The sequence below is a fragment of the Microvirga lotononidis genome (assembly GCF_034627025.1).
Taxonomy (GTDB): Bacteria; Pseudomonadota; Alphaproteobacteria; order Rhizobiales; family Beijerinckiaceae; genus Microvirga; species Microvirga lotononidis.
Genome location: NZ_CP141048.1, coordinates 2,662,907 through 2,689,129, shown reverse-complemented (window position 1 = coordinate 2,689,129; position 26,223 = coordinate 2,662,907). Strand labels below are relative to the sequence as shown.

The following is a 26,223-nucleotide window of genomic DNA, read 5'->3' as shown; positions in this document are numbered from 1 at the left end:
AGCGCGCACCTCTCCCCGGAATTTCAAGGAGCGACAGAAGGAACACCCGTTGACGGCGCCCAAGATCGCTCGAAGATCATAAATTGTGAAGGCTTGATAAGGTTTGCCGGGCCTCGGAGCCCCGCACGGTCCGAACTAAAGTTTGGACGCGGGAGGAACGTTCAGCAAGCGGATAGAAGCCATGCAGTCCTCCCTCTCTAGAAATTAAACCTATGCACAAACGTAGTGCAGTTCGTTCAACTTGGCAACCGTGGTTTTGTTTCAGCGAGATCGACGCTTTCAGACGACCTCGAGCGGTCGATGCGGCGCGGGCGGCAATTCGACCTGAACGGCATCGCCCGGCCTTACCTCCCCGGCCTCCAGGACGATCGCCATGATGCCGGACTTGCGGATGAGATTGCCCTGTTCGTCCTTGCCGAGCACCGCCTTCATGAGGCCTTTCTGGAAACGGTCGATCTGGATGCAGGGATTGCGCAGCCCCGTCACCTCGATCACGGCGCCCGAGCCGAAGCGAAGGCGAGTGCCCGCCGGCAGGCCGAGCAGATCGATTCCGCGCATGGTGACGTTCTCGCCCAGGTCGCCGGCGGACACATCGAATCCGGCCTCGCGCAGCTCATCGTGGAGTTCCGCGTGGATCACATGAACCTGCCGCAGGTTCGGCTGGCTCGGATCCTTGGCCACGCGCGAACGATGCTTGACGGTCGTACCGAGATGCGCGTCGCCCTCAACGCCGAGACCGGCGAGAAGCCGGATGACGTCGCGGTTGGGTTTGCTGAAGCTGTGGCTCGCGCTGCTGCTCACGGCCGTGACGATTGCCTGCATGACTGTCCCCCTGCCCTGTCTTGTGTAGCCTCAGAGAACGGTCAGATCCACCGTCTCGAAGCCTCTCTCCGCGAGGTGCTGCGCCAGAACGCGGCGGTGGCAGTTGGCAGGATCACGCTCGAAACAGAGAAGGCAGATCGGCTGGGCCTCGGCCAGCGCCTCGAGTTCCCGAAAGGCCTCTTGGGCCGGTTCGGTCACCAGGACCTCGTTGCAATAGATCCGGCGCATCAGGTCGCCATCCCCGGCGCGCGCCGCCTGGCGCCCTTCCTTGGGCGTTCCAAGCTTGATGAAATGCTGATAGCCGATGCCCTGGTTCGCCAAGGCATCGCGCAGGGCGGACTTGGAGAACCCCCGCTTGCGCGAGAGTGCGACCGCGCGCACGTCCGCGAGCGTTCCGACTCCTGCATCCTTCAAGGTGGCGAGGAAGCGGTCCACGTCCGCTCCCTCGTACCCGATCGTAAAAACCTGCGGCTTTGCCATGCCGCGAAGTTACATGGACGGCTGCGGATGTCGAGGTGCTTCCGGTTGCGTGTAGGGGCGCAGGGCCTCAGGCGTGCGGAAGTCCCGCGGCACTTCGAAATCGCGGGCAACGCCGTGGCTCTGTTCGAGACCGCGCGGATAGCCGGTGCGGTTCGAATAATCCTGCAGCGGCGGCAGCGGATGCGGGCTCTCCCGGCTCAGGGTCTGGGCGCAGTAGACATCGAGCGCCGTCACGCCGGCCACAGCCGCCATGGCGACGCCGACATTGCCCTTCTTCGGGTTGTTGCCTTCGAGAGCCGTGGCGAGCGTTGCAAGGTCGAGCCCGTCGCCCGCGACACGCCCCCAGATCCAGGGCGTCGGATCCTTCGAGGCGAGAATGCCGATACCGGTGGCGATCTCGCGAAGGCCATAGCCGGCAATCAGCCCCTCCTGCCCCTTCATGCCGAGCGTGTGCGCCAATGCGCGAGGCGCGGCGATCTGGGCGATCCCGAGAGCAATGGAGAACAGCCCGAGCCCACGGGCCAGAGTGTCGGTTGCCGTGTCGGCGTGACCACGGCGGCGCGTTCTTTCGGTTTCGTAGCGCATGATCTCACCTGTCAGGGCTTGAGGACGACCTTGATGCAGCCGTCCTGCTTGTCGCGGAAGATCTTGTACATGTCCGGCCCCTCATCGAGGGACACGGTGTGCGTGATGACGAAGGACGGATCGATCTGGCCCTCTTCGATGCGGCGCAGGAGGTCGTCGGTCCAGCGGTTCACATGGGTCTGGCCCGTGCGGATGGTCAGGCCCTTGTTCATGATGGCTCCGAAGGGGATCTTGTCGAGCAGGCCGCCATAGACGCCTGGAACCGACAGCGTGCCCGCGGGGCGGCAGACATAGGCCATCTCGCGCAGAACGTGCGGACGGTCCGTCTCCATCATGGTCGCCTGCTTCACCCGGTCGTACATGGCATCCACCGTGCCGGCGGCATGGGCCTCCATGCCGACCGCGTCGATGCATTTCTCGGGGCCTTTGCCGTTGGTGAGCTCGTTGAGACGCTCGATCACGCTCTCCTCGTCGAAATTGATGGTCACGGCGCCGCCCGCCTCCGCCATGGCGAGGCGTTCGGGAATCCGGTCGATCACGATCACCTGCTTGGCGCCGAGAAGAATGGCGCTGCGGATCGCCATCTGACCGACCGGCCCTGCGCCCCAGATGGCGACCGTGTCGGTCGGCTGGATGTCGCACTGGACGGCCGCCTGCCAGCCCGTGGGGAAGATGTCGCTGAGGAAGAGGAGCTTTTCGTCGGGAATGCCGTCCGGCACCTTGATGTGGGTGGTGTCGGCGAAGGGCACCCGCAGGTACTCGGCTTGCCCGCCGGGATAGCCGCCCGTCAGATGCGTGTAGCCGAAGAGGCCCGCCGTGGTGTGGCCGAAGGCCTTGGCGGCGATGTGACCGTTGCGGTTGGTTCGCTCGCAGACGGAGAAATTGCCGCGCTTGCACTGATCGCACTCGCCGCAGATGATCGTGAAGGGGATGACGACCCGGTCGCCGACCTTCAGCTTGCCTTTGGTCTCGGAGCCGACCTCGACGACCTCGCCCATGGTCTCGTGGCCCATGATGTCGCCGGATTTCATGCCCGGCATGAAGTGGTCGTAGAGATGGAGATCGGAGCCGCAAATGGCGCAGCTCGTCACCTTGATGATCGCGTCGCGGGGATGCTCGATCTGCGGATCGGGAACCGAATCGCAACGGATATCGGTGGTGCCATGCCAAACAAGCGCCTTCATTGAAATCTCCTCACATGCCTGCAGATAGCCAAGCTCCGCCGCTCGACCGCGTTCGTCAGTGGAAAGACTTCTTGGGGGGCTTTGCGTTCCCTTCTAGGCGGCAAAAACTGCCGCTACTCCGCCGCGAGCGGTTGCACATGCTCCGGCAAACTCCGGATAAGTTCGGCCAGAGCAGGCTCAAGCACCTGATGGGCAGCCTCCTCGACGTCGAACCATCGCGCTTGGCGCTGCCCCTTCTCGCGCCACGACTTGAGCTGCTTGGAGACCTCGAGCGGATAGACGTTGACGCGGCACAGGTCGAAATGGGCGGCGCGGCGCTTCCAGTAATCGTAGGAGCCCAGGGGCCGGCTTCCGATCTCGCCCTTGACGCCGGCCTCCTCCTCGGCCTCCTGCGCGGCCGCCTTGTGAGGCTTCTTGCCCTTCATGGGCCAACCCTTCGGAATCAGCCAGCGCTTGGTCTCGCGGGACGTGACGAGAAGCACCTCGACCTTGCCGTTCTTGATCCGGAAAGGGAGGGCCGCAACCTGGCTGAGTTCTTCTTTAGGTGTCTGGGGCATTCGACGAGAGTAGAATTCCTATCAGGATAGTTTGTAACGTAGATGATTTGAGCCGGCTAATAAAGGGTCAATTTGAGAAAGGTGTGACCGCTATCGGCCTCAGGCCGAACGATTCTCCATTCTCTCACGGATCCATGACCGCTTCATAACAATGGACAGCCCGAATTTGATCCAGAAGGACGCCCCCACGCGATGACAACAGAAAGTCTGGATATGAGATTCGCCGCGGCCTGCGCGATCGCCCGCGAGGCGGGCGTGCTGGCGCGCAAGCGCTTCCTGGAGCGGCCCCGCTCGCAGCGCCCCGATTTCAAGGGACCACAGGATTTCCTGACGGCGACCGACGCGGAGGTCGAGGAGCTGATCCGCAGCCGCCTGAGCGAGCTGTTTCCCGGTGATTCGTTCTTCGGCGAGGAAGGCGGCGGCTCCTTCGAGCGCAACGTCTGGGTGGTAGACCCCATCGACGGCACGGCGAATTTCGCCCGAGGGATCCCGCACTTCGCGATCTCCATCGCCTTCGTCCGCGAGGGCCGCGTCGAGATCGGCGTGATCTACGACGTGATGCATGCCGAGCTCTACACCGCTCAGCGTGGACGGGGCGCCATCCTCAACGGCGAGTCGATCCGGGTGAGCGGTCTGGCCCAGATGAACCAAGCTACCGTTGAGGCAGGCTGGTCGTCTCGCCTGCCGCCGGAACCTTACGTAACCGTCGTCGACAATCTGAAGAAGGCCGGCGCCAATGTGCGTCGCGCAGGATCGGGAACCCTCGGCCTGGCCTATGTCGCGGACGGGCGCATCGACGCCTATTGCGAGCTCCACATCAACTCCTGGGATGCCCTCGCGGGACTTCTGATCATCAAAGAAGCGGGCGGCTGGACCAACGATTTCCTGGCCAATGACGGCCTCAGGAAGGGCAATCCCATTCTGGCCTGCACGCCTGAACTGGCTGATGCGCTCACCCGGGCCACGGGAATCGCAAGGGAACCATGAGGGGCATCTTATTCTAAAGATTCAGATTTGATGCACAGGCTAGGCACTTGACCCGCCGTCCCATTGGGGAGAGCTTAGCCGACCAACCAATAACAAGAACGACATCTTGGGAGGATGATATGACAATGAAGAAGAACCTCGCTGCGGCGACCATGCTGGCAGGCACCATGACGGCCCTGTCCTTCATGTCGGCTGGCGCAGCCCAGGCGCAGGGCGCGCTGGTCATGTATTGCGGCGTGCAGGAAGAATGGTGCCGCGCCATGACCACTGCCTTCGAGCGCGAAACCGGCATCAAGGTCTCCATGACGCGCAAGAGCGCGGGCGAAGTCTACGCCCAGGTCAAGGCGGAAGCGGCCAATCCCCGCGCCGACATCTGGTGGGGCGGCACAGGCGACCCGCACATGCAGGCGGCGGAAGAGGGAATCACCGACGAGTACAAGTCTCCGAAGATGGGTGAGCTCCAGGATTGGGCCGTGCGCCAGTGGGAGCAGTCCAAGGGCCGCACCGTGGGCATCTACTCCGGCGCGCTCGGTTTCGGCTACAACACCGACCTCGCCCAATCGAAGAAGATCGGCGAGCCGAAATGCTGGGCGGATCTCTTGAAGCCCGAACTGAAGGACGAAGTGCAGGTCGCGGATCCGAACTCCTCCGGTACCGCCTACACGCTTCTCGCCACCATCGTGCAGATCATGGGTGAGGACAAAGGCTTCGAGTACCTCAAGGCCCTGCACAAGAACGTCAATCAATACACCAAGTCGGGCGCCGCCCCGGCCAAGGCCATGGCGCTTGGAGAGACGACCGCGGGCATCGCCTTCATGCACGATATCGTCACGATGGTCGTCGACAAGGCGCCCGTGAAGGTGGTCGCGCCTTGCGAAGGCACGGGCTATGAGATCGGCTCCATGTCGATCATCAAGGGCGCCAAGAATCTGGACAACGCCAAGAAATTCTACGACTGGGCTCTCACCGCCGATGCGCAGAAGCTCGGCGCGGAAGCGAAGTCCTATCAGGTGCCGTCGAACAAGAACACGCCGATTCCGCCCCAGGCCCCCAAGCTCAACGACATCAAGCTGATCAATTTCGACTTCGCGAAATACGGCTCCTCCGCCGAGCGCAAGCGCCTCCTGTCCAAGTGGGACAACGAGGTGAAGAACCTGCCGAAATAGTCGGGCGCAAGACAACCGACGGCGAGGCGGCTCACCGCCTCGCCGTCGCGCATCGATATCCTGATCATATGACGGCCGGGCATGAGCACCGGCCTCGAAGCGAGAACAGAAGATGTCACGGGCAACCCTTGGCTGGATCGTTCTGGGCTGGGTCGGCTTTGCCCTCCTGCCCTGGTACGGCTTCGACCGCAGCACCGTCCCCACCCTGGCCGATTACTTCGTCAGCGGCTCGGCTCTGATCCATGGTCTCAGAGGTGCGTGGTGGCTCCTGCCGATCCTGGCGCCCTTGTGCCTGGCTCTGGTTCCAGTGATCCGCCCATCGGCGGAATCCAAGGGCAACTGGCTCATCGCGTCGGGGATCCTCGGCCTTGCTCTCGTGGTTCTTCAGGGCTTCTCCATCGGCCTCAATGGATGGACACTGGACATCCTCAGAAGCTTTTTCGGCGCGCCGGGCCCTCATCAGGCGGGCATGGGTTACGGTGCGGCTCTCACCGCGGCCGCCTTCCTCATTATCCTGTGTCACGGCCTTGCGGCTCATGGCTGGTGCCGGGGCGATGCGTTCGTCACCTCGTCCATCGGCGTCGTCATCGCGCTGATCATCGTTTTCGTGTTCTTCCCGGTCTCGACCATTCTCGCAAGCGCCTTCGCCGACAACGACGGCAATTTCGCCCCTTACGAATTCTTCGCGAAATTCATGGACCGCTCGATCTGGGGGCTCGACTGCCTGTCGAGCGACCTGCGCTGCGGCGTGGCGTGGAACACGCTCTTTCTCGGGCTGCTCGTGGGCGTCGGCACCACGGCCCTCGGCCTCGCCTTCGCGCTGATCGCAACGCGCACGGGCTTCCGGTTCAAGAAGCTCCTGCGCCTGATGAGCGTTCTGCCCATCATCACGCCGCCCTTCGTGATCGGCTTGGCTCTGATCCTGCTCTTCGGCCGTTCAGGAGCGCTCTCCGCCGTGCTGTGGGAGTGGTTCGGCGTGCCGCGCTCGCGCTGGATCTACGGCCTTCCCGGTGTTTTCATCGCGCAGCTTCTCGCCTTCACGCCGATCGCATTCCTCGTCCTGATCGGCGTTGTGCAGGGCATCAGCCCGACGCTCGAGGAAGCCTCGCAGACCTTGCGCGCCAAGAGCTGGACGACCTTCTGGACCGTGACGCTGCCGCTCATGCGCCCGGGTCTCGCCAACGCCTTCCTTCTTGGATTCGTGGAAAGCCTCGCGGATTTCGGCAATCCGCTGGTGCTCGGCGGCAATTACGAAGTGCTCTCCACCAAGATCTTCTTCGCGGTCGTCGGCGCGCAGCAGGACCAGGGCCGCGCGGCCGTTCTGTCCATCATCCTGCTCGCGTTCACCCTCGGCGCCTTCTGGCTCCAGCACGCCTGGCTCGGCAAGAAGGTCTACACGACCGTCACCGGCAAGGGCGACGCCGGCATTCCCCTGCCGCTTCCGCGGCGCGTGGCGTTCGCCTCCTACCTCACGGCCATTCCGTGGGCGCTCTTCACTGTCGCCGTCTATGCGATCATCGTGGTCGGCGCCTTCGTCCGCTCCATGGGCCGCGACTACACGCCGACCTTCGAGCACTTCCTCACCGCCTTCCGGGTCGAGCGCGCCGATTGGGGCTTCTACTTCTCGGGTTCGGCCTGGAACTCATTCTTCGCCACCGTGAAAGTGGCCGCGCTCTCGGCACCGCTGACGGCGGCCATCGGCCTTCTCACCGCCTATCTCCTCACCCGCCAGCGCTTCTCCGGGCAGCGCGCCTTCGAGTTCGGCACGCTCCTGAGCTTCGCGATCCCCGGCACGGTCGTCGGCGTGTCCTACATCCTCGCCTTCAACGTGCCGCCCATCGAGATCACCGGCACGGGCTTCATCCTCGTGATGTGCTTCGTGTTCCGCAACATGCCGGTGGGCGTGCGCTCGGGCATCGCAACCCTGAGCCAGATCGACAAGAGCCTCGACGAGGCTTCGTTGACGCTGGGAGCCCGCTCGTCGACGACCATGCGCCGCGTGGTGCTGCCGCTGCTGCGTCCGGCCATCGTCGCTTCCCTGGTCTATTCCTTCGTCCGCGCCATGACCGCCGTGAGCGCCGTGATCTTCCTGGTCACCGCCGAATACAACATGGCGACGACCTATATCGTCGGCCGTGTCGAGGCCGGCGAGTTCGGCCTCGCGATCGCCTATTCCACCGTGCTCATCCTCGTCATGCTGGTCGCCATCGCGCTCATCCAGCTGGCCGTCGGCGAGCGGCGCCTCGGGCGCCGCAGCGCGAGCACCGCCCCCTCCCCCGTTGCCGTGCAGGCTGTCCCATGAACAAGATGTCATCCGTCCATTCCCTGTCCCGCCCCGGGACATCCAAGAAGCAGGCGGCTTCGGTTCAGTTCCGCAACGTGACGAAGCGCTACGGCAACGTCACGGCGGTGGACGACGTCTCCTTCACCATCGAGCCCGGCCAGCTCGTGACCCTGCTCGGCCCTTCCGGCTGCGGCAAGACCACGACTTTGCGCATGATCGCAGGGCTTGAGATGGCGAGCGAAGGCCAGATTCTGATCGGCGGGCGCGACGTGACGAACCTCTCCGCTGCGGACCGTGACGTGAGCATGGTGTTTCAGTCCTACGCGCTCTTTCCGCACATGTCGGTGCTGGAGAACGTCGCGTATGGACCTTCCGTACAAGGCGCCTCGAAGAAGGACGCCTACGAGATGGCCATGGAGAAATTGTCCCTGATCGGCCTCAAGGGACTGGAGAAGCGCGCGCCGTCCGAACTTTCGGGCGGGCAGCAGCAGCGCGTAGCCGTGGCCCGCGCCCTCGTGCTGGAGCCGCAGGTTCTCCTGTTCGACGAACCCCTGTCCAATCTCGACGCGAAGCTGCGCCGCCGCGTGCGCGAGGATATCCGCGAGCTCCAGCAGAGCCTCAACCTCACCGTGGCCTACGTGACGCACGACCAGGAGGAGGCGCTTGCGGTCTCGGACCACATCATCGTGATGTCGAATGCCCGTATCGCGCAGACCGGCACGCCGCGAGAGCTCTACGAGGAGCCCGCCGACCTGTTCGTGGCCGATTTCATCGGCGACGCCAATATCATCTCCGGCGATCTCGTGAGCGTTGCCGGGCCGACCGCCGAGGTGAAGATCGGCAATGTGAGCCTCCAGCTCCCGCACAGGAACGCCCGCCAAGGCACCGTCAAGCTCGCCGTGCGGCCCGATGCCATCTTCCTCGACGAGACGGCAGCCACGACCTCCGGCGCGCTGACCGGCACCGTGCGAAAGGCGTCCTATCTCGGCACCCAGGTGGAATACGAGGTGGACAGCGCCATCGGGGACCTGTTCGTGGTTCAATACGGACGCAAGGAGCCGATTGCTCCGGGCACGCCTGTGTCGATCTCGTTCGCGAACCTGCGTGGCGTCGCGATCGTTCCGAACCCGTGACGCATCGAACGCAAAAGCGGGAGCCGGTTTTGCGCTCGACGCGTGAAGCCGAAACTTGAAGCGTTCAGATCGCCCCTTCATCCGGAATGTTGAGGACCGTGCCGCAGGCTTTGCAGTGCACTGCATCCCGGTCGTGCCGCTGAAGGGCGCAGACGGGGCATGGGAAGCGGACCTTGTCGGGCCTGAGCAGCACCTGCACGAGGCGCAGGAAAAGCGTGACGCCGAAGATCATGATGATGACGGAAATCAGGTGTCCCAGCGTTCCCGTCAGCGTGATGTCGCCGAAGCCGGTGGTGGTCAGCGCCGCGATGGTGAAGTACAGCGCATCGATGTAATTTCCGATGTTCGTGTTCGTCCAGCGCTGCGTCTCATAAACGAAGCCGGTCATGACGAAGATGAAGACGCAGAGATTGACGGCAGCGATGATGAGATCCTCGTTGCGCCGGAAGAAGACGCTGTCGGACCGCAGGCGGGCAAGCAGCTGATAAGTTCTCAGCAGACGAAGCGTGCGCAGAATCCTCAGGAACCCGATGCCTTCCCCGACCACCGGAGCGAGAAAGGACACGATGGCCGCAACATCCGCCAGCGTCGTCGGATGAGCCAGATCCCGCCAGGGTGTCCGGCTGATGGCGATGCGAGCCGAGAAGTCGGCCAGAACGATCAGACCGATAATCACGTCCATCCACTCGAAGGCCGGGGACCGCGGCAGGAACGACGACAGAACGATGAAGAGGATCGTGGCCGCATCGAACACCAGGAGGCCGTAGCGGAACTGATGCGCCTCCGGCGTGTCCCCCTCGTAGAAAAGCCGGAGTCGGTCGATCATCCGCATCGGAAAATCTCGTCGGTGCGGCGGGAAAGAATGCGAACCATCGGTGGGATCACGCTTTATACAGTTTCACAGGTCCTCGATTATCTATAGAGCTGGGCTGCAATTCCAACGGGGTGCCTTCCGGGGCCGAACGTTCTATTCCTGTACGCCAAGATGCGACATTCACTAAGAGGCGTTCCCATGCTCAAAGCACTGATCTTCGATATGGACGGCACATTGGTGCACAGCGACCCCGTCCATCTCAAGGCCTTCGCGGAAGTCCTGGGACCCGAGGGGGTCGTCATCGACGACGAACTCTATCGCACCAGGATCATCGGCCACACGAACGAGTCCATCTTCGCGTCGCTCCTGCCTCATCTGCCGGTCGAAGAGCACGAAGTCTATGCCGACCGGAAGGAGGCGGCCTTCCGCCGCCTTGCACGGGAACTCAAGCCGCTGGAAGGCTTGACCGAGCTGCTCGACTGGGCGGACGACCACCGCGTCAAGATAGCCCTGGTGACGAATGCGCCGCTTCTGAACGCGACCCATGTTCTCGACATTCTGGGCATCACCGACCGCTTCGAGATCAAGATCACCATCGATCAGGTCGAGCGCGGCAAGCCCGATCCGCTGCCCTATCTTACGGCCCTGGAGCGCCTCGGCATTCAGGCCGAGGAAGCCGTGGCCTTCGAGGATTCCCCGTCAGGCATGAGGGCCGCCAAGGCGGCAGGCCTCTTCTCCTTCGGCGTGCTGACCGGCTTGACCGCCGACGAGATGCGGGAGATCGGCGCCGACGGCGCCATCGTGACCTTCCATGACCGGGCGCTCTGGGAGATTCTGGAACACAGGGCCGGCTCCGGCTCGTGATCTGGCGCAGGGCTGCCGGTTGACACCGTTGCCGGGTCTCGCGACCCTGAGCGAATGTCCGGTCTCCCTCCTGTATTTCACACCTGCGCCTCTCTGAAGCGGGACCTCATCGATCTCGGTGTCGCCGCAGGGGACACGGTCATGGTGCATGCCGCCATGAGCCGTGTCGGACGGCTGCTCAACGGCCCGGATGCTCTGATCGGCGCCCTTCTCGATGCGGTCGGCCCCACGGGCACGATCATGAGCTATACGGATTGGGACGCGGCCTATGACGAGTTGCTGGATTCAGCAGGACGAGTTCCGCCGGAATGGCGCGACCACATCCCGGCCTATGATCCCGCCGCCTCGCGGGCCATTCGCGACAACGGGGTGCTGGCCGAGTTCATCCGCACCACGCCCGGTGCCAGACGCAGCGGCAACCCGGCAGCTTCCGTGGCTGCCATCGGCGCCCGCGCCGAGTGGCTGACGTCGGATCACGCTCTCGACTACGGATATGGCGAGGGCTCGCCCTTGGCGAAGCTCGTTGAAGCCGGCGGCAAGGTCCTGATGGTGGGGGCGCCGCTGGATACCATGACCCTTCTCCACCACGCCGAGCACTTGGCTTCCATCCCGGGCAAGCGCATCCGCCGCTATGAGGTGCCGTTCGCCACGCCTGAAGGCGTCATATGGCGCATGGTGGAGGAGTTCGACACCTCCGAGCCTATCGCGGAAGGCTTGGCCGACGATTACTTCGCGACGATCGTGCAGGACTTCCTCGCCACAGGCCGGGGTGCGCAGGGCTGCATCGGTCTGGCTCCCTCGGTCCTGGTCGACGCAGCTCCCGTCTGTGCCTTTGCCGTCACGTGGTTACAGCGGAATGCCGGATTCTAGAGCTTTTCTCGTTGCGCACCGTCAGCTCCAACCGGGGATGACGCGATGAACGATGCTCCATGACGGAACGGAGCACCGGATGGGCCGATCAGGCAGCATCGGACTGTGTCTGTCCGGCCCCATGATCGTCACCGGTCCCGGCGTCGAAGCGGCGCCGCGCGGCCAGGATCTCGTCCCGATTGGCGATCGCCCAGTCGCCCAGCCCCCGGACAGTCTTGAGCAGGGAGCAACCCAGCCCTGTGAGCTGGTAATCCACCCGGGGCGGAATGGTCGGGTAGACGGTGCGCGTCACGAGCCCGTCCCGCTCCAACCCGCGCAGGGTCAGGGTGAGCATCCGCTGCGATATCCCGCTGACGATCCTTCGTAACTCGTTGAATCTCTTAGGACCTTCACCGAGCTGGACGACGACCTGAACGCTCCACTTGTCGCCGACGCGCGACAGGATCTCGGTCACGGTCCCGCAATCGGTGGGCACATGGATGTGACTGGGTGACATGAAAGTGCCTCCTTGCATTACGCTAGGGAAGTTACTTAATGAGCCTCGGTTACAAAACGGAACTTAAGCGTTCCGGCCTTCGAATGCAAACCAAGGACATGTCATGAAGCCCAAGCTTCACATCATCATCGGCAGCACCCGTCCCGGCCGGATCGGTCCGAGCGTCGCCCAATGGTTCAGCGATTATACCGCGGAGCACGGCAAGTTCGAGCCGGTTCTGGTGGACCTGGCGTCGTTCAAACTGCCGGTCTTCGACGAGCCGGAACACCCGATGAAGCAGAATTATCATCACGCCCACACGAAGGCTTGGGCGGCGAGCGTGAGCTCCGCCGATGCCTTCGTGTTCGTGACGCCGGAGTACAACTATGCTCCGCCTCCGGCTCTCGTGAACGCGCTCAACTACCTGTCCCGCGAGTGGAACTACGCCCCTGCCGGCTTCGTCAGCTATGGCGGCATCTCGGGCGGCCTGCGGTCGGTACAGGTCGCGAAGCAGATCGTCACGACCTTGAAGATGATGCCGATTCCGGAAGGCGTGCCCATGCCGATGGTATTCCAGAATCTGGACGAGAACGGCACTCTCAACGCGCCCGAGATCTACCGGACCTCGGCGGCTGCGATGATCGACGAGCTCTTCCGCTGGACGGAAGCCCTCAAGTCCCTGCGCGCCGAGCGCAAGGCGCCGCTGAAGGCTGCAGCTTAACCAAGAGCAGTCCCGGCCAATCAAAAGGCACCGCTGTGACGAACAGCGGTGCCTTTTTTGCATGGCGCGACGCTCAGAGACGCCCGGAGAGCGCATCCTCGAAGAGCTTGCGAGAGCTCTCCTTGGTGATCGGAACGGGGTTTCCGCCCGCCGTGGGATCGTTCGGCGCCATCTCGGACATCTCGTCGAAGCGGGCGGCATCGACCTTCAGGCCTTCCAGCGTATGCGGCACGCCGAGATCCTTGCGCAGCTGGAGCACCCAATCGAGGAACGCCTGGAACGAAGGCTGCAAGCCGATATAGGCGGCGAGGCGCTCGATCCTCTCCTCGATCGCCCTGCGGTTATAGACCAGCACATAAGGCATGAAGACCGCATTGGTGAGGCCGTGATGCGTGTCGTAGAGCGCGCCGGTCGGGTGTGAGAGCGCATGGATCGCGCCCAGGCCCTTCTGGAACGCGGTCGCGCCCATGGCCGCCGCCGACATCAGCTGCGCCCGCGCCTCGATGTCCCGGCCGTCCCGATAGGCGCGCGGCAGGTATTCCTTCACGAGGCGGATGCCCTCCACCGCAATGCCGTCCGCCATCGGATGGTAGCCGGGGGCGCAATAGGCCTCGATGCAATGCGCGAGCGCGTCGAGGCCCGTGCCGGCCGTGATGTGGGGCGGCATGCCCATCGTCAGCTCCGGATCGCAGATCACGATCTTCGGCATCATGAGGGGATGGAAGATCACCTTCTTGGTATGGGTCGCTTCCTGCGTGATCACGCCCGCACGTCCGACCTCCGAGCCTGTTCCGGCCGTGGTCGGCACCGCGATGATCGGCAGGATGCCCTTCGGATCCGCGCGGGTCCACCAATCGCCGATATCCTCGAAATCCCACATGGGCCGGGTCTGGCCCGCCATGAAGGCGATGACCTTGCCTGCGTCGAGCGCCGAGCCGCCGCCGAAAGCGACGACACCGTCATGCCTGCCGGAGCGCAGCACCTCGAGGCCCTTGTAGACATTCGTCTCGACCGGGTTCGGCTTGATCTCGGAAAAGATCGCAGCCCGGAGACCGGCGCTCGTCAGCTGGTCGAGCGCCGCCTTCGTCATCGGTTGCGTGGCGAGGAACGGGTCCGTGACGATCAACGGCGAGGATATGCCGACCGCCTTGCAGGCCTCGGCCAGTTCCGCGATGCGGCCTGCGCCGAAGCGCACGGCTGTGGGGTAGTTCCAGTTGGAGCGAGGGGACGTGGTCATGATGCTTTCAATCAGATCTGACGGAGGTGGTAGGATTTCGGGCGGGTCAGCGACTCGTAGGCCAGCCGCGACAGGCTCGCGCCGCGGCCGGTATCCTTCACGCCGGTCCAAGCTAGCGCGGGATCGAGGTAATCGCAGCGGTTCATGAAGACGGTTCCGGTCTCGATCTTCTCGCCGATCGCCTCGGCGGCATCGACATCGGAGGTCCAGATAGCCGCGGAGAGACCGTAGGGCGAATCGTTCATGAGGCGGATCGCCTCCTCGTCACCCTTCACCTTCATGATGCCGACGGTCGGGCCGAAGCTCTCATCGCGCATCACGCTCATGGAGTGATCGACGTCGGTAAGCACCTGCGGCGCGAGATAGGCCGTATCGCCCACATCGGCAGAAAACGCCTTCGCGTCGATATGCGCCTTCGCGCCTTTGGCAACGGCCTCGGCATTCTGCTGACGCACGAGATCGGCGAAGCGGTTGTGCGCCATCGGACCAAGCGTGGTCGCCTCCTCCAGCGGGTTGCCGAGCACGTACTTGTTGACGAAATCGACGGCCCCTTCGACGAAGCGGTCGTAGTGCTTCTCGTGCACATAGATGCGCTCGATGCCGCAGCAGCACTGTCCGGAATTGAAGAACGCGCCGTCGACGAGGTTCTCGATGGCATGGTCGATATTCGCATCCGCGCGCACATAGGCCGGATCCTTGCCGCCGAGTTCGAGGCCAAGGGACGTGAAGGTGCCGGCCGCCGCGCGCTCGATGGCGCGGCCACCGCCGACGGACCCGGTGAAGTTGCAATGGTCGACGAGACCACCGCCGAGGATGCGGCTCGTCTGGTCATGGGAAAGGTGCATGTTCTGGAAAAGTCCCTTCGGCATGCCGGCGCGGTCCATCGCCATCTGGAAGCGCTCGCCCGCGAGCACCGTCTGCGACGCATGCTTCAGCAGCACGGCATTGCCGGCCATGAGCGCCGGCACGATGGTGTTGATCGCCGTCAGGTAGGGATAGTTCCAGGGCGCGATGACGAGAACGAGGCCCACGGGCTCGCGCTTGATCATACGCCGGAAGCCAGGCTTCTCGTCATCGGCCGGAATGGGTTGCAGGCTCTTCTCCGCGATCGCGATCATGTGGCGCGTGCGCTCCTCAACCCCGCGGAACTCGCCGCCATAGCGCACCGGCCGGCCCATCTGCTGGGCGATTTCCGGCACCACCTCCTGGTTCATGGCGAGCAGCGCATCGAGAAAGGCCGAGACCCTGGCGGCGCGCTCAGGTAGCGGCACGTTGCGCCAAGCCTTCTGCGCATCGCGGGCAACCGCGATCGCCGCGTCGATGGCGGCCTCGGACATGATGGGGCGGCGGACGAGTTCGCGCCCGTCGATGGGGGAAATGCAGACGATATCGGTATCAGCCATGATGTGATGTCCGAAAGACCATAGCCCGCGAGGACCATGGTCTTCTCCTGTGCTTGTTCTGGATAAGTCTTTTAAATGATCTCGAAGTAACGGGCGAGCTGCCAATCCGTGATCGCCTTGCGGGCTTCCCTCTCCTCCCATTCGCGCGTGGCCGCGTAATGATCGACGAAGGTATCGCCGAAGAGCTGGCGGGCCGCCTGCGAGCCCTTCAGGCGCTCGGCGGCCTCGCCGAGGGAACGCGGAAGGGCCCGCTCCTTCGGGTGCTCCACCGCATAGGCGTTACCCTCGATGGGTTCGCCCGGGTCGATCCGATTCTCGATGCCCCACAGGCCGGAGCCGATGGCAGCCGCGAGAGCGATGTACGGGTTGATGTCGGCGGCGGCGACCCGGTATTCCACGCGCTGCGACTTTTCGGAGCCGGGAATGACGCGCAGGGCCGTCGTGCGGTTCTCCACGCCCCAGGCCGAGTCGGTCGGAGCCCAGAAGCCGGGGATGAGCCGGGTATAGCTGTTCACCGTGCAGGCCACCATGGCGAGGATCTCGGGCATCAGCTTCTGCTGGCCGCCGACGAACCAGCGCATGGTCTCCGACATCGAATGCTTGCCGTTCGCATCGTAGAAGACGCCCTTGCCGGTGCGAAGATCGCGCAGGGAGGCGTGCAGATGGCCGGACTGGCCGGGCCAATCGCGCGACCATTTCGCCATGAAGGTGGCCATCCAGCCGCGTCGCTGTGCGAGGATCTTGGTGTAGGTCTTGAACAGGGCGGCCTTGTCGGCTGCCTTCAACGCGTCGTCGACGCGGATCGCGGCTTCCAGAACACCGGGCCCGGTTTCGGTATGCAGCCCTTCGATCTCGAAATCCATCCTGTTCGCGAGATCGAGAAGCTCGTGATAGAAATCCGCGTGAACGCCTGAGCGCAGCACCGAATAGCCGAAGAAGCCCGGCGTGATGTTCTTCAAATCGCGATAGTTCTTCTCGCGCACGGAATGCGGCGTTTCCTCGAACAGGAAGAACTCGAACTCGGCGGCGGCCGATACGGCAAAGCCCATATCCTCCGCCTTCTTCAGCACGCGGCGCAGCACGCCGCGCGGACAGGCAGCCTCCGCATAGCCGTCGAACTCGGCGAGGAAGAACGGCAGGTCGTTCTCGAAGGGGATGAGTCGCATCGTTTCGGGCAGGATCCGCACGGATGCATCCGGATAGGCCGTATGCCAGCCGGTAAGCTTCGTGTTGTCGTAGAGCTGATCGTTGGAATCCCAACCCAGAACCACGTCGCAGAAGCCGAAGCCCTTATCGAGAGCGGATTCGAACTTGTCGCGGGCCATGTACTTGCCGCGCATGATGCCGTCCACGTCGACGACGCCGACCTTCACGAAGGGGAGATCGCGGCTGCGCACATACTCGGCGGCCTCGGCGGCATTCTTGATCTTGGGAGCGTCCATACGAAATACCTTCAGCGGAAAGGGAGGGAGCGCGGCGGCCGCGCTCCCCTGGGATCGTTCGAGCATCGGACCCAAAAGCGGACTTGCACTTTTGGGATTGATCCGGTGCTCAATCCCTTAAGCGGCGCATCGTTCTTGCGGAAAACCGGGTCCACTTTTCCGCACGATGCGCTAGTGCGTCTTGTATTCCGCCTGGCCCTTGGTGAGAGCGAACTCTTCCTCCGGAGAGAGGATGAGCTTGTGGCGTCCGATGATCAGGAAGTAGGCCATCATGACCGCATAATAGATGGCGACACCGATGACGGCCGTCTGGAAGACCGAGTCGGTGAGCTGGAAGTAGAGCGTCACCGCCGCGATGACCATGCAGGTCACTGCCCCGGCGATGCCGAAGGGGCTCTTGTAGGGTCGATGCAGGCCCGGAAACTTCCGCTTCAGGACGATGTAGGACATGCCCTGCATGAAGTAGGCCAGCATCGCGCCGGCGACCGCCATGTTGAGCAGTGTGCCGCCGATGACGGTCGCGCCCGCCTCGGCACCTTGGGCGAACCAGATGATCAGCATCACCAGCAGGCCGAGTGCGGCGCCCGCGATCAGGGCCACGTGGGGGGTCTTACGCTGCCCGTGCGTGACCGACAGGAAGCTCGGGAAGTATCCCGCCCGCGAGAGAGAATAGATCTGCCGCCCGAAGGCGAAGATGATGGTGTGGAACGACGCGATCAGCCCGATCACGGCAACGGCCGCCAGAATCTTGGCGATGTCCGTGCCGAACAGGGTGCGGAAGCCATCGAGCAGCGGCTCGCCGGACTTGCCCAAACCCGCGGCACCCGGCGCAATGCCCGTGTTCAGGAAGAGCACGAGGAAAGCTGAGGCGATCAAGGTCAGGATGCCGGCGATGATGCCCTTGGGCATGTCGTTCTGCGGATCGTGCGATTCCTCGGCAGCGAGCGGAAGCTGCTCGATGGCGAGAAACAGCCAGACCGCGAAGGGCAACGACGCGAGGATACTGCCCACGCCCATGGGCAGGAACGGGCCGTTGCCGTTCGGAAGCTCCGCTCCGTCCGGACCGAGGTTCAGCGCCCAGCGCGAGAACGCGAACTGCCCGGAGAGCAGCACCGACACGTAGAAGAAAGCGAGCACTGCGAGTGCCGCCAGAGTCACGCCCACGGTGACCTTGAACGAGAGCTCGACGCCGATGATGTTGAGGCCGACGAACAGGGCGTAGCAGAGAACCCAATAGACCGGCTGAAAGGCCGGCGCGGTCTCGAAGATCGCCGACAGGTACGAGCTGATGAAGAACACGATCACGGCCGGTGTGAGCACGAACTCGATGTTCTCCGCGATGCCCGTGATGTAGCCAGCCCATGGCCCCATGGAGGTGCGCGCGAACGAATAGGCGCCACCCGTATGCGGCAGAGCGGGCGACATCTCCGCGAGCGAGAAGGTGAGGCCCAGATACATGACGGCGATGATGATGGTCGCGAAGAACATCGCGCCGAAGCCGTTGGTGAGGCCCAGGTTCCATCCGGAATAATGGCCCGAGATGACCGCTCCCACGCCGAGCGCCCAGAGCGACCAGACGCGGGCGTGGCGCTTCAGGCGCCGCGCCTCGAAATAGCTTTCATCCACCGTCGTATAGGTAATTCCGGCCGCGCTTTGTGCTCCGGCCGGCGGGGCGTGCACTCCTGTACTTCCTTGTCCGACTGACATTGAGTTGATCCTCCAAGAAGTTCTGCCTTTCGGGTCACGGCACGTCATGCGCCATGCCCGTCATCAGAGCGTCCGTGCCCCCTCCCTCAAAAGCGGCGCGAGACGGCGAGCCCACAACGCCTGTTCGTCTTGTGTGCGAATCAGGTCGTTGCGGATTTCGATCATCAGCGGAGGAAGGCCGCGCCTCTCGGCGTGGCGCTCGAGGGTGTGGAACACCCGGTCCGCCGGTGAATAGGGTTCGTTCATGCCGACGGCGAGCGCCGGATCCCGCTTCAATCCGGCCTCGACGCTGCGCGCATAGCGCTCGTCGCGGTCGAAGATCAGGCCGATCTGCCACGGACGCGAAACATCCCGGTAGACCGGCGTGAAGGAGTGGATGGAGACGATAGCCGCCAGTTGCCCTGCGGCCTTTCGGGCATCGGCGAAGACGTCGATCGCGTCGTGAAACGCATCGTAGACCTCGCGGACACGGAACGTCCGCTCCGCCTCGTCGAGGTCGAGATTGCCCGGGATCGGCGTACGTTCGCTGATCGTGCAGATCGAGTCCGGGGCGGACGGCTCGCGGTTGAGGTCGAGAACCAGGCGCGAAACGGCGGCATGGATCAGCGGGGCGTCGAGGAGATGCGCGAGCTCCTTCGCCACGCCGAGCGCTCCAGGATCCCAGGCGATATGACTTTCCAGTTCGGCAGGCCCGAGCCCCAGGGTGCCATACCGGGCCGGCAGATGATTGGAGGCATGTTCGCAGATGAGCAGAATCGGCGAGCCCCCTTCCGGGTTCTCGATTCTGGCAACCGGGGCCACCGCCTGCGCGGCAGATTCCTGACCGAATGCCACCCGACTCGCATGTGCCATGCGACCCTCCGTTCCCTGCGGGATGCAGATTTTCAACCCTCGTTTGAACGCTTGGTACGTTTCTGGACGATTTTTGTTGTATGAAATTTTTGATACAGCTTTTAATAACCGTCAAGGTGGGGAGACGAAACATTCCAACATGAAAAGTGACAACGCCATTCCGCCGGTGGATCCGCCGAGCCTAGCCGAACGCATCCGCCTCGACATGGACGGCTTCACGCCCAGCGAGAAAAAGGCCGCGCATCTGCTGCTCAGCCATTATCCCTTTGCGGGCCTCGATACGGTAGCCGAGTTCGCTTCCAGGGCCGGAATATCCGCTCCGTCAGCCTTACGTTTCGTAAGCCGCCTGGGCTTCAGCGGCTTTCCGGATTTCCAGAAACACCTGCGCGAGGAATTGGAAGCCCAACTACTCTCGCCCCTGGCCAAGGCGAGCCCTTCGGACAAGGGCCAGGGCGCCCCTGCGCTGGCTTCCTTCGCCGAAGCGGTGATCGGGAACCTGCGGGCGACGGTGGAGAACATCGCCCCGACCGAATTCGATGCGGTCGTCGCCCTTCTCAGCGACCCGCGCCGGCGGATCCATTTCACGGGCGGCCGGTTCACAGGGGCGCTCGCGCGCTATGCCGAGAGCCATTTCCGGATCGTGCGCAGCCATGTGGATTTCATCGAAGGGCAGCCCGTCGTCTGGCGCGACCGGGTGATCGAGATCGGGCGGAAGGACGTGATCGTCGTCTTCGACATCCGACGCTACCAGGAGGATGTGACAGCCTTCTGCGAGACGGCCGCGAAACAAGGCGCGACCGTCGTTCTCCTGACGGATCCCTGGCTCTCCCCCATCGCCCGCATCGCCCGCCATGTCCTGCCGGCCCATATCGTGGCGCCGTCGAACTGGGATTCCTCGGCCGGCCTTCTTCTCCTGACCGAGGCGCTCATATCGGCGGTCACCAAGCACCTGTGGGACACCGCCAAGCCGCGCATGGAGGCCGTGGAACGGCTGCGGGGCGGGAAGCCGTAAGGCCTATTCCGCAGCCTCTGGCCGGGCTCTCTGCAGCCAGCCGATGAGGAACGGCAGCACCAGTCCGATCCCCAGGAAACGGACGAGGTGGTGGATGCCCACATAGAGCGGGTCGAGGCCGAGGATCAGAGCCAGCACGGTCATGGCCTCCAATCCGCCCGGCGCGAAGGCCACGAGACCGTTGGCGAAGCTGACCCCGGCAAGCCAGGCGGCCACGCTCGCGAAGAGGGCGGCCACCACCATCCCGACCGTGAAGGAGCCAAGCGCGGACACGAGCGCCCTCCTGAGGGTCGAGCGCTGGAGGTTGCGGAACCGGTCGGCGATGAAGAGTCCGATCAGCACGAGGCCGCCCGTGGCGATGGCCGGGGGAATCACGCCGGTGACGAATTCGGTGCCATGGCTCACGGAGCTGACCACGGTCGCGCCGAGCAGGATCGGAGCGGCGACCTTCAACCGCTTGAACACCGTCCCCAATGCAAGTCCGCCGAGCAGGATGAAGGCCATGCCGCCCGGGCTCTCGACGGGAAGTCCCGCGCCGACCAGCGCACCCGTGTTGCCTCCTCCTCCGGTCATGACGACGAGGCTCGGCAGCAGCGCGATCAGCACGAAGAGCCGGAAATTCTGCACGATGGCGATGGCGGCCACCTCGGCCTTCCGGTCGGCCGCGACGGCCAGGACGGTGGACAGCGCGCCGGGGACGGAGGCGAGCACCGCATCGGCCTTGCGCCAGCCCGACATGCGCACCAGCCACGCGCTCGATGTGGCGGAAATCGCCACGATGCCGAGAACCAGCAGGAGGAGACTGCCCGGGTAACGTCCCATCGCCTCGATGGCGGCGGGCGTCACCGCCGCGCCCATCGCGGCGCCCGAGGTCAGCATGGCGGCATCGGCGAGCGCCTTCGGCAGGGGCACGGCCAAGCCGGTCAGCCCCCAGAGCGTTGCCGCGATGGCGGAGCCGGACAGCCATGCGGCCGGAACGCCGAGCCAGTAGAAGACGAATCCGCCGAGGCCGGCAACCAGGATCTGTATGAGATGGGCAAGGATGAGACGCATCACAGCTTCGCTGAATGAACGTCCTTGCTTTTAAGGTCAAATGCCCAGGATGCGCAGATGCCATGCGGCCAAGGTCTGCCCGCGCCGAGGCGCACCGTTGCGAAGATCGCGAAAGCCTGCTGAGATCATGCGCATACAGGCAGGATCAAGGAGGAAACGGTGCTGCACGGAATCGACCCGGCTCTCAATGCGGATCTACTCTATGTGCTCCAGGCCATGGGGCACGGCGACGATCTCGTGATCTGCGATGCCAATTTCCCCGCCGATTCCATCGCGCGCCAGACCGCCTATGGCCGGGTGATCCGCATGGACAATATCGGGTCGCCGCGAGCCATCCGCGCCGTCCTCTCGCTGATGCCCCTCGACAGCTTCGTCGAGTATCCCGCGGAGCGCATGGAGGTCGTCGGCGATCCCGGCGAGCTCCCGGCCATTCAGCAGGAAGCTCAGGCCGAAATCGACGCGGTCGCGCGCCGCGACGCCAGGCGCGACAGCTGGCCAATGGGGTCCGTCGAACGTTTCGCATTCTACGAGCGCGCCAAGAATGCCTATGCCGTCGTGGCCACAGGCGAGCGCCGCTTTTACGGCTGCTTCATCCTCAAGAAAGGCGTGATCCCGCCTCCCTAGAGCATCGAGAGCAAAAGCGGGAACCTGTTTTGCGTGGAAAGATGCAACACGACAAAACCTGAGAGCATTGGACATGCGTTCGATTTCACGTCCGATGCTCTAGACGGCATCCTCTCTTCAGGCCACCAGCCTCGGCAGGGCTTCGCTGATGCGGCGGACCGCCTCCTCCACATCCTCGGGCTTGCGCAGGTAGCACAGACGCAGATAGCCTTCGCCGGCCTCGCCGAAGGCGGAGCCCGGCGCGAGGCCGACATTGGCCTCGTCGATGAGCCGGAAGGCGATGTCCTTCGAGTCCGTCGCGCCCTTGATCTTCAGGAACGCGTAGAAGGCGCCGCTCGGCGGCGGCAGTTCCACGAGCCCGGTTTCCGCGAGGCGTCCGACCACCTCGCGGCCGTGACGGGCCTTGGCGATCTGGTCGGCCAGGAAGTCCTCGCCCTGCTCGATGGCCGCCACGCCCGCGCGCTGGATGAAGACCGGCGTGCCGGAGGTCTGATACTGCACGAGGTTCTCGATCACCTGCCCGAGGGAGGACGGTGCCTCCAGCCAGCCGAGGCGCCAGCCGGTCATCGCCCAATTCTTCGAGAAGGTCTGGACGAAGATGACCTTGTCCTCCGGCTCCATCACATCGCGGAAGGAGGGCGTGCGTCCGTCGATCGTGAGGGCAGGATCATGGACGAAGCGTCCGTAGATCTCGTCGGCCACGATCCACAGGCCGTGCCGCCGGGCGAGATCGAGCGCGGTGCGCAGGTCCGCATGGGTCGCGACCCAGCCGGTGGGATTGGACGGCGAGTTGATGACGAGCACGCGGGTGCGCGGCGTGATCGCCTTCTCGAGCCGCTCGAAATCGAGATGCCAGCCCTCGGCATCGATCGTCATCGGCACGCCGACGGGGCGCGCGCCCGCGATGGTGATCGCGCCGGCGAAGTTCGGCCAGGCCGGCGTCGGGACCAGGACCTCGTCGCCGTTGCCGCCCAGCATGCGGAAGGCGATCTGCATCGCGGGCATACCGCCGGAGGTCACGAAGAAGCGCTCCGGATCGAACGCCTTGCCATAGACCCGCTCATGATAGCCGGCGATGGCCTGACGGAGTTCCGGAATGCCGCGCTGATAGGTGTAGAAGGTCTCGCCCTTCGCCAGCGACTGGGCCGCGGCCTCGCAGATGAAGGACGGGGTCGGCAGATCGCCCTCCCCGACCCAGAGCGGGATGATTCCCGGCTTCAGCCGCCCGTAGCTGAACACGTCGACGATGCCGCTGGTCGGCGCCTGCTCCGCCTCGGGACGCAGGTTGAGAGCGGACGGAACCGGCACGGGCATATTCATGGAGAACTTCCTCGAAAAGAGGCGAACAGGGATGGCCTGTTCGCCGGTTCAAGGCAAGTCCGGAATAGGGCTCATGACAAAAGACGAAGGATCCGATCGAAACCCGTGATGGATGTCAGGTCGTCCGGCCCGTCTTCAGGAGATCGCGGATTTCCGTCAGCAGCTTCACGTCGGCCGGGATTTCCGGGGGCTTTTCGGCGGTCCCGGTCTTCGCATCCTCCGTGCGGCGCAGGCGGTTCATACCCTTGACCAGAAGGAAGAGGATCCAGGCGATGATGGCGAAGTTGATGGCGACCGTGATGAAGTGCCCCCAGCCGAGCACCGCACCCTGCTTCTTCGCCTCGTCGAGGGACCCGGCCGTGACGTTGCCCGACAGGGCCGTGAAGTAGTTCGAAAAATCGAGGCCGCCGGTGACGGCCCCGATGATGGGCATGAAGATGTCCCCGACGAGGGAATCGACGATCCTGCCGAAGGCGGCACCGATGATGATGCCGATGGCGAGATCGATCACATTGCCGCGCAGGGCGAACTGCTTGAACTCATTCCACATGACGGACCCCTTTGCTTTACCCCTAAGCTAAAGCTGCCCGATCTGGGAATTTCGTCAAGCTTCGCGGGCCGCCAGCAGGTCCTGCAGGTCGAGGCGTTGCGTGACCATGGCAAGCTCGCCGTTCGCGGTCTTGGGCCACTGGTCCTCCGGCCGGTCGACATAGAGCTCGATGCCGTTGCCGTCCGGATCGCTCAGATAAAGCGCTTCGCTGACCCCGTGATCGCTCGCGCCCTGCAGCGGAATGCCGGCCTCGGCCAGACGGTAGAGCGCATCCGCGAGGGCCGCCCGTGTCGGATAGAGGATCGCCACATGGTAGAGCCCTGTCGTGCCGGGAGGCGGCGGGGAGCCACCCTTGCTCTCCCAGGTGTTCAGGCCGATGTGGTGGTGGTAGCCGCCCGCCGAGACGAAGGCGGCCTGGGTCCCGTAGCGCTGGATCAGCTCGAAACCGAGCACCCCGCAATAGAAGGCGAGCGCACGATCGAGATCGGCCACCTTCAGGTGGACATGGCCGATCCTGACGCCGGGATCGATGGGACGGGCCACCGGTACTCCGGTGGCATCCTGGTGAAGGGGCTTGACCATGGCTTTGCCTCAGGCTGAGCGCGTGGAGAAAGTGGGAGCAGTCTTGGCCGATCCGGCCCGCACCGCAAGAGCGCCGTCGCCCAGGAGAGCCTGCGCCAAGAGTGCCGCGATCCAGAACGCCAGATATTCCCAGCCGCCATTCGGATTGTTGAAGAAGAAGCCCGCAGGGCCGTGGACGAACGCGATGGCGCCGAGCAGGATCGGGATCAGGGCCAGGGAGACCCAGCGGGTGTAGAGGCCCAGGATGAGGGCGATGCCGCCGGCGGTCTCGGCCGCGATGGTCAGGTAGGCCAGGGCCGGGGGCAGGCCGAGGCTGCCGAAGAACTGGGCCGCGCCGGCCGGCGTGAACACGAACACTTTCAATCCGGCATGGGCAAGGAACACGAGGCCGAGCGTGACGCGCAGGATCAGGGCGGCGTAGGGAGCGGTGCGGGTATCGATCATGAAGGATCTCCTGGGATGATCCTTCCATATGACTTCAAACTGCCAATGTGATAAGCCTGCGATTAGAATATCAGTTCACACGGCGAGAGTGAGATCATCGGATGCTTGACCGCATCACGGGCATGCAGGTTTTCGTTCGCGTCGCGACGCTCGGCAGCTTCTCGGCGGCGGCACGGGCGCTCCACCTGTCGCAGACCATGGTGACGAAGCACGTCGCGGCTCTCGAGGAGCGGCTCGGGGTCAAGCTGCTGCACCGGTCCACCCGCAAGCTGGTGCTGACCGAAGAGGGCCGGGCCTATCTCGCCGCCTGCGAGCGGATCCTCGCCGAGATCGAGGAGGCGGAGGTCTCCGCCAGCCTCGACCGCATCGAGCCCCGGGGAACGCTGCGGCTCAACGTTCCCCTCACCTTCGGCTTCCGGCAGGTCGTTCCGGCCCTGACGGAATTCAGCCGGCTTTATCCCGCCGTCTCGTTCGACCTCGGGCTTGCGGACCGCTATGTCGATCTCATCGAGGAAGGGTGGGACCTCGCGATCCGGATCGGGCGCCTGAAGGATTCGAGCCTGGTGGCGCGGCGGCTCGCCGCCTGCAGGACCACCGTCTGCGCCGCTCCGGCCTATCTGAAGGACCATGGAACCCCGCAGACCCTGGAGGATCTCGCCCGGCACAACTGCCTTGGCTATACCCTGCCGAGCGCCATCGGGGCGAGCCGCTGGGCCTTCGGCCTCGACGGCGACATCGTGGTGTCGATCCAGGGCAACCTGCGGGCCAATAACGGCGATGCCCTCCTGGCGGCGGCCGTTGCCGGACAGGGCCTGATCTATCAGCCCACCTTCATCGTCGGCGACAGCCTGCGCGACGGCAGTCTCGTTCCGGTCCTGACCGCCTATCCGACCTACGAACCCGCCATCCATGCCGTCCTGCCCTCGGCCCGGCAGGCTCCGGCCAAGGTCCGCGCCTTCGTGGCGTTCCTGGCCGAACGTTTCGGGCCGGAGCCTGAATGGGACCGCGACCTGTGACGCCTGCCGTGGTGGCGTTCACATTCGTAAGTCGCTAAA

The 26,223-nt window shown here is 64.2% G+C and carries 27 protein-coding genes; 10 read left to right on the top strand and 17 right to left on the bottom strand.

The features are described from left to right. Positions 1-279: 279 nt before the first annotated feature. The 5 genes from U0023_RS12655 to U0023_RS12635 form a co-directional block, all read right to left on the bottom strand. Complete coding sequence (locus U0023_RS12655) at positions 280-822, bottom strand: MOSC domain-containing protein (RefSeq protein WP_009491317.1); 543 nt, start codon at positions 820-822, stop codon at positions 280-282. A gap of 30 nt (positions 823-852) precedes the next feature. After that, a complete protein-coding gene (locus U0023_RS12650) occupies positions 853-1,302 on the bottom strand; it encodes a DUF488 domain-containing protein (protein WP_009491320.1) in 450 nt (149 codons plus the stop codon). Between the two features lie 9 nt (positions 1,303-1,311). Continuing rightward, positions 1,312-1,887 (bottom strand): hypothetical protein, encoded by a 576-nt coding sequence (locus U0023_RS12645; protein ID WP_009491322.1) that lies wholly within the window; start codon positions 1,885-1,887, stop codon positions 1,312-1,314. An 11-nt stretch (positions 1,888-1,898) separates the two neighbouring features. Next, on the bottom strand, positions 1,899-3,071 hold the full coding sequence (locus U0023_RS12640; protein ID WP_009491324.1) for a zinc-dependent alcohol dehydrogenase: 1,173 nt from the start codon (positions 3,069-3,071) through the stop codon (positions 1,899-1,901). A 113-nt stretch (positions 3,072-3,184) separates the two neighbouring features. Continuing rightward, on the bottom strand, positions 3,185-3,628 hold the full coding sequence (locus U0023_RS12635) for an NUDIX hydrolase (RefSeq protein ID WP_009491325.1): 444 nt from the start codon (positions 3,626-3,628) through the stop codon (positions 3,185-3,187). 213 nt (positions 3,629-3,841) lie between these two features. Between U0023_RS12635 and U0023_RS12630 the strand changes: the two genes are divergently transcribed. From U0023_RS12630 to U0023_RS12615, 4 genes are all read left to right on the top strand, one after another. Further along, on the top strand, positions 3,842-4,615 hold the full coding sequence (locus tag U0023_RS12630; RefSeq protein WP_245272922.1) for an inositol monophosphatase family protein: 774 nt from the start codon (positions 3,842-3,844) through the stop codon (positions 4,613-4,615). Positions 4,616-4,734: 119 nt separating this feature from the next. Continuing rightward, positions 4,735-5,781: an ABC transporter substrate-binding protein gene (locus tag U0023_RS12625; protein WP_009491329.1), complete on the top strand. Its 1,047-nt coding sequence runs from the start codon at positions 4,735-4,737 to the stop codon at positions 5,779-5,781. A 112-nt stretch (positions 5,782-5,893) separates the two neighbouring features. Further along, the gene (locus U0023_RS12620; protein WP_009491332.1) at positions 5,894-8,083 is read left to right on the top strand and encodes an ABC transporter permease; all 2,190 of its coding nucleotides are present in this window, start codon (positions 5,894-5,896) and stop codon (positions 8,081-8,083) included. Between the two features lie 5 nt (positions 8,084-8,088). Continuing rightward, positions 8,089-9,198: an ABC transporter ATP-binding protein gene (locus U0023_RS12615; RefSeq protein WP_322883785.1), complete on the top strand. Its 1,110-nt coding sequence runs from the start codon at positions 8,089-8,091 to the stop codon at positions 9,196-9,198. 64 nt (positions 9,199-9,262) lie between these two features. Here U0023_RS12615 and U0023_RS12610 read toward each other — a convergent pair whose 3' ends face one another. Continuing rightward, entirely contained in the window at positions 9,263-10,030 is a 768-nt protein-coding gene (locus U0023_RS12610) for a potassium channel family protein (protein ID WP_009491335.1), read from the bottom strand. A gap of 180 nt (positions 10,031-10,210) precedes the next feature. Here U0023_RS12610 and U0023_RS12605 point away from each other — a divergent pair, with 180 nt between their 5' ends. Further along, positions 10,211-10,876: an HAD family hydrolase gene (locus U0023_RS12605; protein ID WP_009491337.1), complete on the top strand. Its 666-nt coding sequence runs from the start codon at positions 10,211-10,213 to the stop codon at positions 10,874-10,876. Between the two features lie 54 nt (positions 10,877-10,930). After that, complete coding sequence (aac(3), locus tag U0023_RS12600) at positions 10,931-11,746, top strand: aminoglycoside 3-N-acetyltransferase (protein WP_009491339.1); 816 nt, start codon at positions 10,931-10,933, stop codon at positions 11,744-11,746. An 88-nt stretch (positions 11,747-11,834) separates the two neighbouring features. Here aac(3) and U0023_RS12595 read toward each other — a convergent pair whose 3' ends face one another. Further along, positions 11,835-12,242 (bottom strand): winged helix-turn-helix transcriptional regulator, encoded by a 408-nt coding sequence (locus U0023_RS12595; RefSeq protein ID WP_009491341.1) that lies wholly within the window; start codon positions 12,240-12,242, stop codon positions 11,835-11,837. A 103-nt stretch (positions 12,243-12,345) separates the two neighbouring features. Here U0023_RS12595 and U0023_RS12590 point away from each other — a divergent pair, with 103 nt between their 5' ends. Then, entirely contained in the window at positions 12,346-12,942 is a 597-nt protein-coding gene (locus U0023_RS12590; RefSeq protein WP_009491343.1) for an NADPH-dependent FMN reductase, read from the top strand. A 73-nt stretch (positions 12,943-13,015) separates the two neighbouring features. On the opposite strand, the gene U0023_RS12585 is transcribed toward U0023_RS12590, so the two are convergent. From U0023_RS12585 to U0023_RS12565, 5 genes are all read right to left on the bottom strand, one after another. Next, positions 13,016-14,179, bottom strand: coding sequence for an iron-containing alcohol dehydrogenase (locus tag U0023_RS12585; protein WP_009491345.1), 1,164 nt, complete (start codon positions 14,177-14,179; stop codon positions 13,016-13,018). An 11-nt stretch (positions 14,180-14,190) separates the two neighbouring features. Next, entirely contained in the window at positions 14,191-15,582 is a 1,392-nt protein-coding gene (locus U0023_RS12580) for an aldehyde dehydrogenase family protein (RefSeq protein ID WP_009491347.1), read from the bottom strand. A gap of 71 nt (positions 15,583-15,653) precedes the next feature. Next, positions 15,654-17,024 carry a glutamine synthetase family protein gene (locus U0023_RS12575; protein ID WP_009491349.1) on the bottom strand — a complete coding sequence of 457 codons (1,371 nt, stop codon included), beginning with the start codon at positions 17,022-17,024 and terminating at the stop codon, positions 15,654-15,656. A 171-nt stretch (positions 17,025-17,195) separates the two neighbouring features. Then, the gene (locus U0023_RS12570; protein WP_009491351.1) at positions 17,196-18,731 is read right to left on the bottom strand and encodes an amino acid permease; all 1,536 of its coding nucleotides are present in this window, start codon (positions 18,729-18,731) and stop codon (positions 17,196-17,198) included. Positions 18,732-18,794: 63 nt separating this feature from the next. Continuing rightward, positions 18,795-19,565, bottom strand: a complete 771-nt coding sequence (locus U0023_RS12565) for an N-formylglutamate amidohydrolase (RefSeq protein ID WP_040638459.1) — start codon at positions 19,563-19,565, stop codon at positions 18,795-18,797. Between the two features lie 157 nt (positions 19,566-19,722). Between U0023_RS12565 and U0023_RS12560 the strand changes: the two genes are divergently transcribed. After that, the gene (locus tag U0023_RS12560; protein ID WP_009491355.1) at positions 19,723-20,595 is read left to right on the top strand and encodes a MurR/RpiR family transcriptional regulator; all 873 of its coding nucleotides are present in this window, start codon (positions 19,723-19,725) and stop codon (positions 20,593-20,595) included. Positions 20,596-20,598: 3 nt separating this feature from the next. On the opposite strand, the gene U0023_RS12555 is transcribed toward U0023_RS12560, so the two are convergent. Continuing rightward, positions 20,599-21,648 (bottom strand): AbrB family transcriptional regulator, encoded by a 1,050-nt coding sequence (locus U0023_RS12555; protein ID WP_009491358.1) that lies wholly within the window; start codon positions 21,646-21,648, stop codon positions 20,599-20,601. A 159-nt stretch (positions 21,649-21,807) separates the two neighbouring features. Between U0023_RS12555 and U0023_RS12550 the strand changes: the two genes are divergently transcribed. Beyond that, positions 21,808-22,272, top strand: a complete 465-nt coding sequence (locus tag U0023_RS12550; RefSeq protein WP_009491360.1) for an RbsD/FucU family protein — start codon at positions 21,808-21,810, stop codon at positions 22,270-22,272. 117 nt (positions 22,273-22,389) lie between these two features. On the opposite strand, the gene U0023_RS12545 is transcribed toward U0023_RS12550, so the two are convergent. The 4 genes from U0023_RS12545 to U0023_RS12530 all read right to left on the bottom strand — a co-directional run bounded on the left by U0023_RS12545 (position 22,390) and on the right by U0023_RS12530 (position 25,168). Then, positions 22,390-23,592 carry a pyridoxal phosphate-dependent aminotransferase gene (locus U0023_RS12545; RefSeq protein ID WP_009491362.1) on the bottom strand — a complete coding sequence of 401 codons (1,203 nt, stop codon included), beginning with the start codon at positions 23,590-23,592 and terminating at the stop codon, positions 22,390-22,392. Positions 23,593-23,707: 115 nt separating this feature from the next. Further along, positions 23,708-24,142, bottom strand: a complete 435-nt coding sequence (gene mscL, locus U0023_RS12540) for a large conductance mechanosensitive channel protein MscL (protein WP_009491364.1) — start codon at positions 24,140-24,142, stop codon at positions 23,708-23,710. A 54-nt stretch (positions 24,143-24,196) separates the two neighbouring features. Then, on the bottom strand, positions 24,197-24,724 hold the full coding sequence (locus U0023_RS12535; RefSeq protein WP_009491367.1) for a VOC family protein: 528 nt from the start codon (positions 24,722-24,724) through the stop codon (positions 24,197-24,199). Positions 24,725-24,733: 9 nt separating this feature from the next. Continuing rightward, on the bottom strand, positions 24,734-25,168 hold the full coding sequence (locus U0023_RS12530; RefSeq protein ID WP_009491370.1) for a DoxX family protein: 435 nt from the start codon (positions 25,166-25,168) through the stop codon (positions 24,734-24,736). Positions 25,169-25,269: 101 nt separating this feature from the next. Here U0023_RS12530 and U0023_RS12525 point away from each other — a divergent pair, with 101 nt between their 5' ends. Further along, positions 25,270-26,184, top strand: a complete 915-nt coding sequence (locus U0023_RS12525; RefSeq protein WP_009491372.1) for a LysR family transcriptional regulator — start codon at positions 25,270-25,272, stop codon at positions 26,182-26,184. Positions 26,185-26,223: the final 39 nt, after the last annotated feature.

Excerpts from the sequence above, each read along its gene's own strand:
- U0023_RS12615 (WP_322883785.1), top strand. The coding sequence starts at position 8,089 with ATGTCATCCGTCCATTCCCTGTCCCGCCCCGGGACATCCAAGAAGCAG.
- U0023_RS12625 (WP_009491329.1), top strand. The coding sequence starts at position 4,735 with ATGACAATGAAGAAGAACCTCGCTGCGGCGACCATGCTGGCAGGCACC.
- U0023_RS12535 (WP_009491367.1), bottom strand. The coding sequence starts at position 24,724 with ATGGTCAAGCCCCTTCACCAGGATGCCACCGGAGTACCGGTGGCCCGT.
- U0023_RS12605 (WP_009491337.1), top strand. The coding sequence starts at position 10,211 with ATGCTCAAAGCACTGATCTTCGATATGGACGGCACATTGGTGCACAGC.
- U0023_RS12570 (WP_009491351.1), bottom strand. The coding sequence starts at position 18,731 with ATGTCAGTCGGACAAGGAAGTACAGGAGTGCACGCCCCGCCGGCCGGA.
- U0023_RS12650 (WP_009491320.1), bottom strand. The coding sequence starts at position 1,302 with ATGGCAAAGCCGCAGGTTTTTACGATCGGGTACGAGGGAGCGGACGTG.
- U0023_RS12640 (WP_009491324.1), bottom strand. The coding sequence starts at position 3,071 with ATGAAGGCGCTTGTTTGGCATGGCACCACCGATATCCGTTGCGATTCG.
- U0023_RS12590 (WP_009491343.1), top strand. The coding sequence starts at position 12,346 with ATGAAGCCCAAGCTTCACATCATCATCGGCAGCACCCGTCCCGGCCGG.
- U0023_RS12555 (WP_009491358.1), bottom strand. The coding sequence starts at position 21,648 with ATGCGTCTCATCCTTGCCCATCTCATACAGATCCTGGTTGCCGGCCTC.
- U0023_RS12655 (WP_009491317.1), bottom strand. The coding sequence starts at position 822 with ATGCAGGCAATCGTCACGGCCGTGAGCAGCAGCGCGAGCCACAGCTTC.
- U0023_RS12585 (WP_009491345.1), bottom strand. The coding sequence starts at position 14,179 with ATGACCACGTCCCCTCGCTCCAACTGGAACTACCCCACAGCCGTGCGC.
- U0023_RS12530 (WP_009491370.1), bottom strand. The coding sequence starts at position 25,168 with ATGATCGATACCCGCACCGCTCCCTACGCCGCCCTGATCCTGCGCGTC.
- U0023_RS12645 (WP_009491322.1), bottom strand. The coding sequence starts at position 1,887 with ATGCGCTACGAAACCGAAAGAACGCGCCGCCGTGGTCACGCCGACACG.
- U0023_RS12575 (WP_009491349.1), bottom strand. The coding sequence starts at position 17,024 with ATGGACGCTCCCAAGATCAAGAATGCCGCCGAGGCCGCCGAGTATGTG.
- U0023_RS12580 (WP_009491347.1), bottom strand. The coding sequence starts at position 15,582 with ATGGCTGATACCGATATCGTCTGCATTTCCCCCATCGACGGGCGCGAA.
- U0023_RS12630 (WP_245272922.1), top strand. The coding sequence starts at position 3,842 with ATGAGATTCGCCGCGGCCTGCGCGATCGCCCGCGAGGCGGGCGTGCTG.
- U0023_RS12635 (WP_009491325.1), bottom strand. The coding sequence starts at position 3,628 with ATGCCCCAGACACCTAAAGAAGAACTCAGCCAGGTTGCGGCCCTCCCT.
- U0023_RS12545 (WP_009491362.1), bottom strand. The coding sequence starts at position 23,592 with ATGAATATGCCCGTGCCGGTTCCGTCCGCTCTCAACCTGCGTCCCGAG.
- mscL (WP_009491364.1), bottom strand. The coding sequence starts at position 24,142 with ATGTGGAATGAGTTCAAGCAGTTCGCCCTGCGCGGCAATGTGATCGAT.
- U0023_RS12610 (WP_009491335.1), bottom strand. The coding sequence starts at position 10,030 with ATGCGGATGATCGACCGACTCCGGCTTTTCTACGAGGGGGACACGCCG.
- U0023_RS12595 (WP_009491341.1), bottom strand. The coding sequence starts at position 12,242 with ATGTCACCCAGTCACATCCATGTGCCCACCGATTGCGGGACCGTGACC.
- U0023_RS12620 (WP_009491332.1), top strand. The coding sequence starts at position 5,894 with ATGTCACGGGCAACCCTTGGCTGGATCGTTCTGGGCTGGGTCGGCTTT.
- U0023_RS12560 (WP_009491355.1), top strand. The coding sequence starts at position 19,723 with ATGAAAAGTGACAACGCCATTCCGCCGGTGGATCCGCCGAGCCTAGCC.
- U0023_RS12525 (WP_009491372.1), top strand. The coding sequence starts at position 25,270 with ATGCTTGACCGCATCACGGGCATGCAGGTTTTCGTTCGCGTCGCGACG.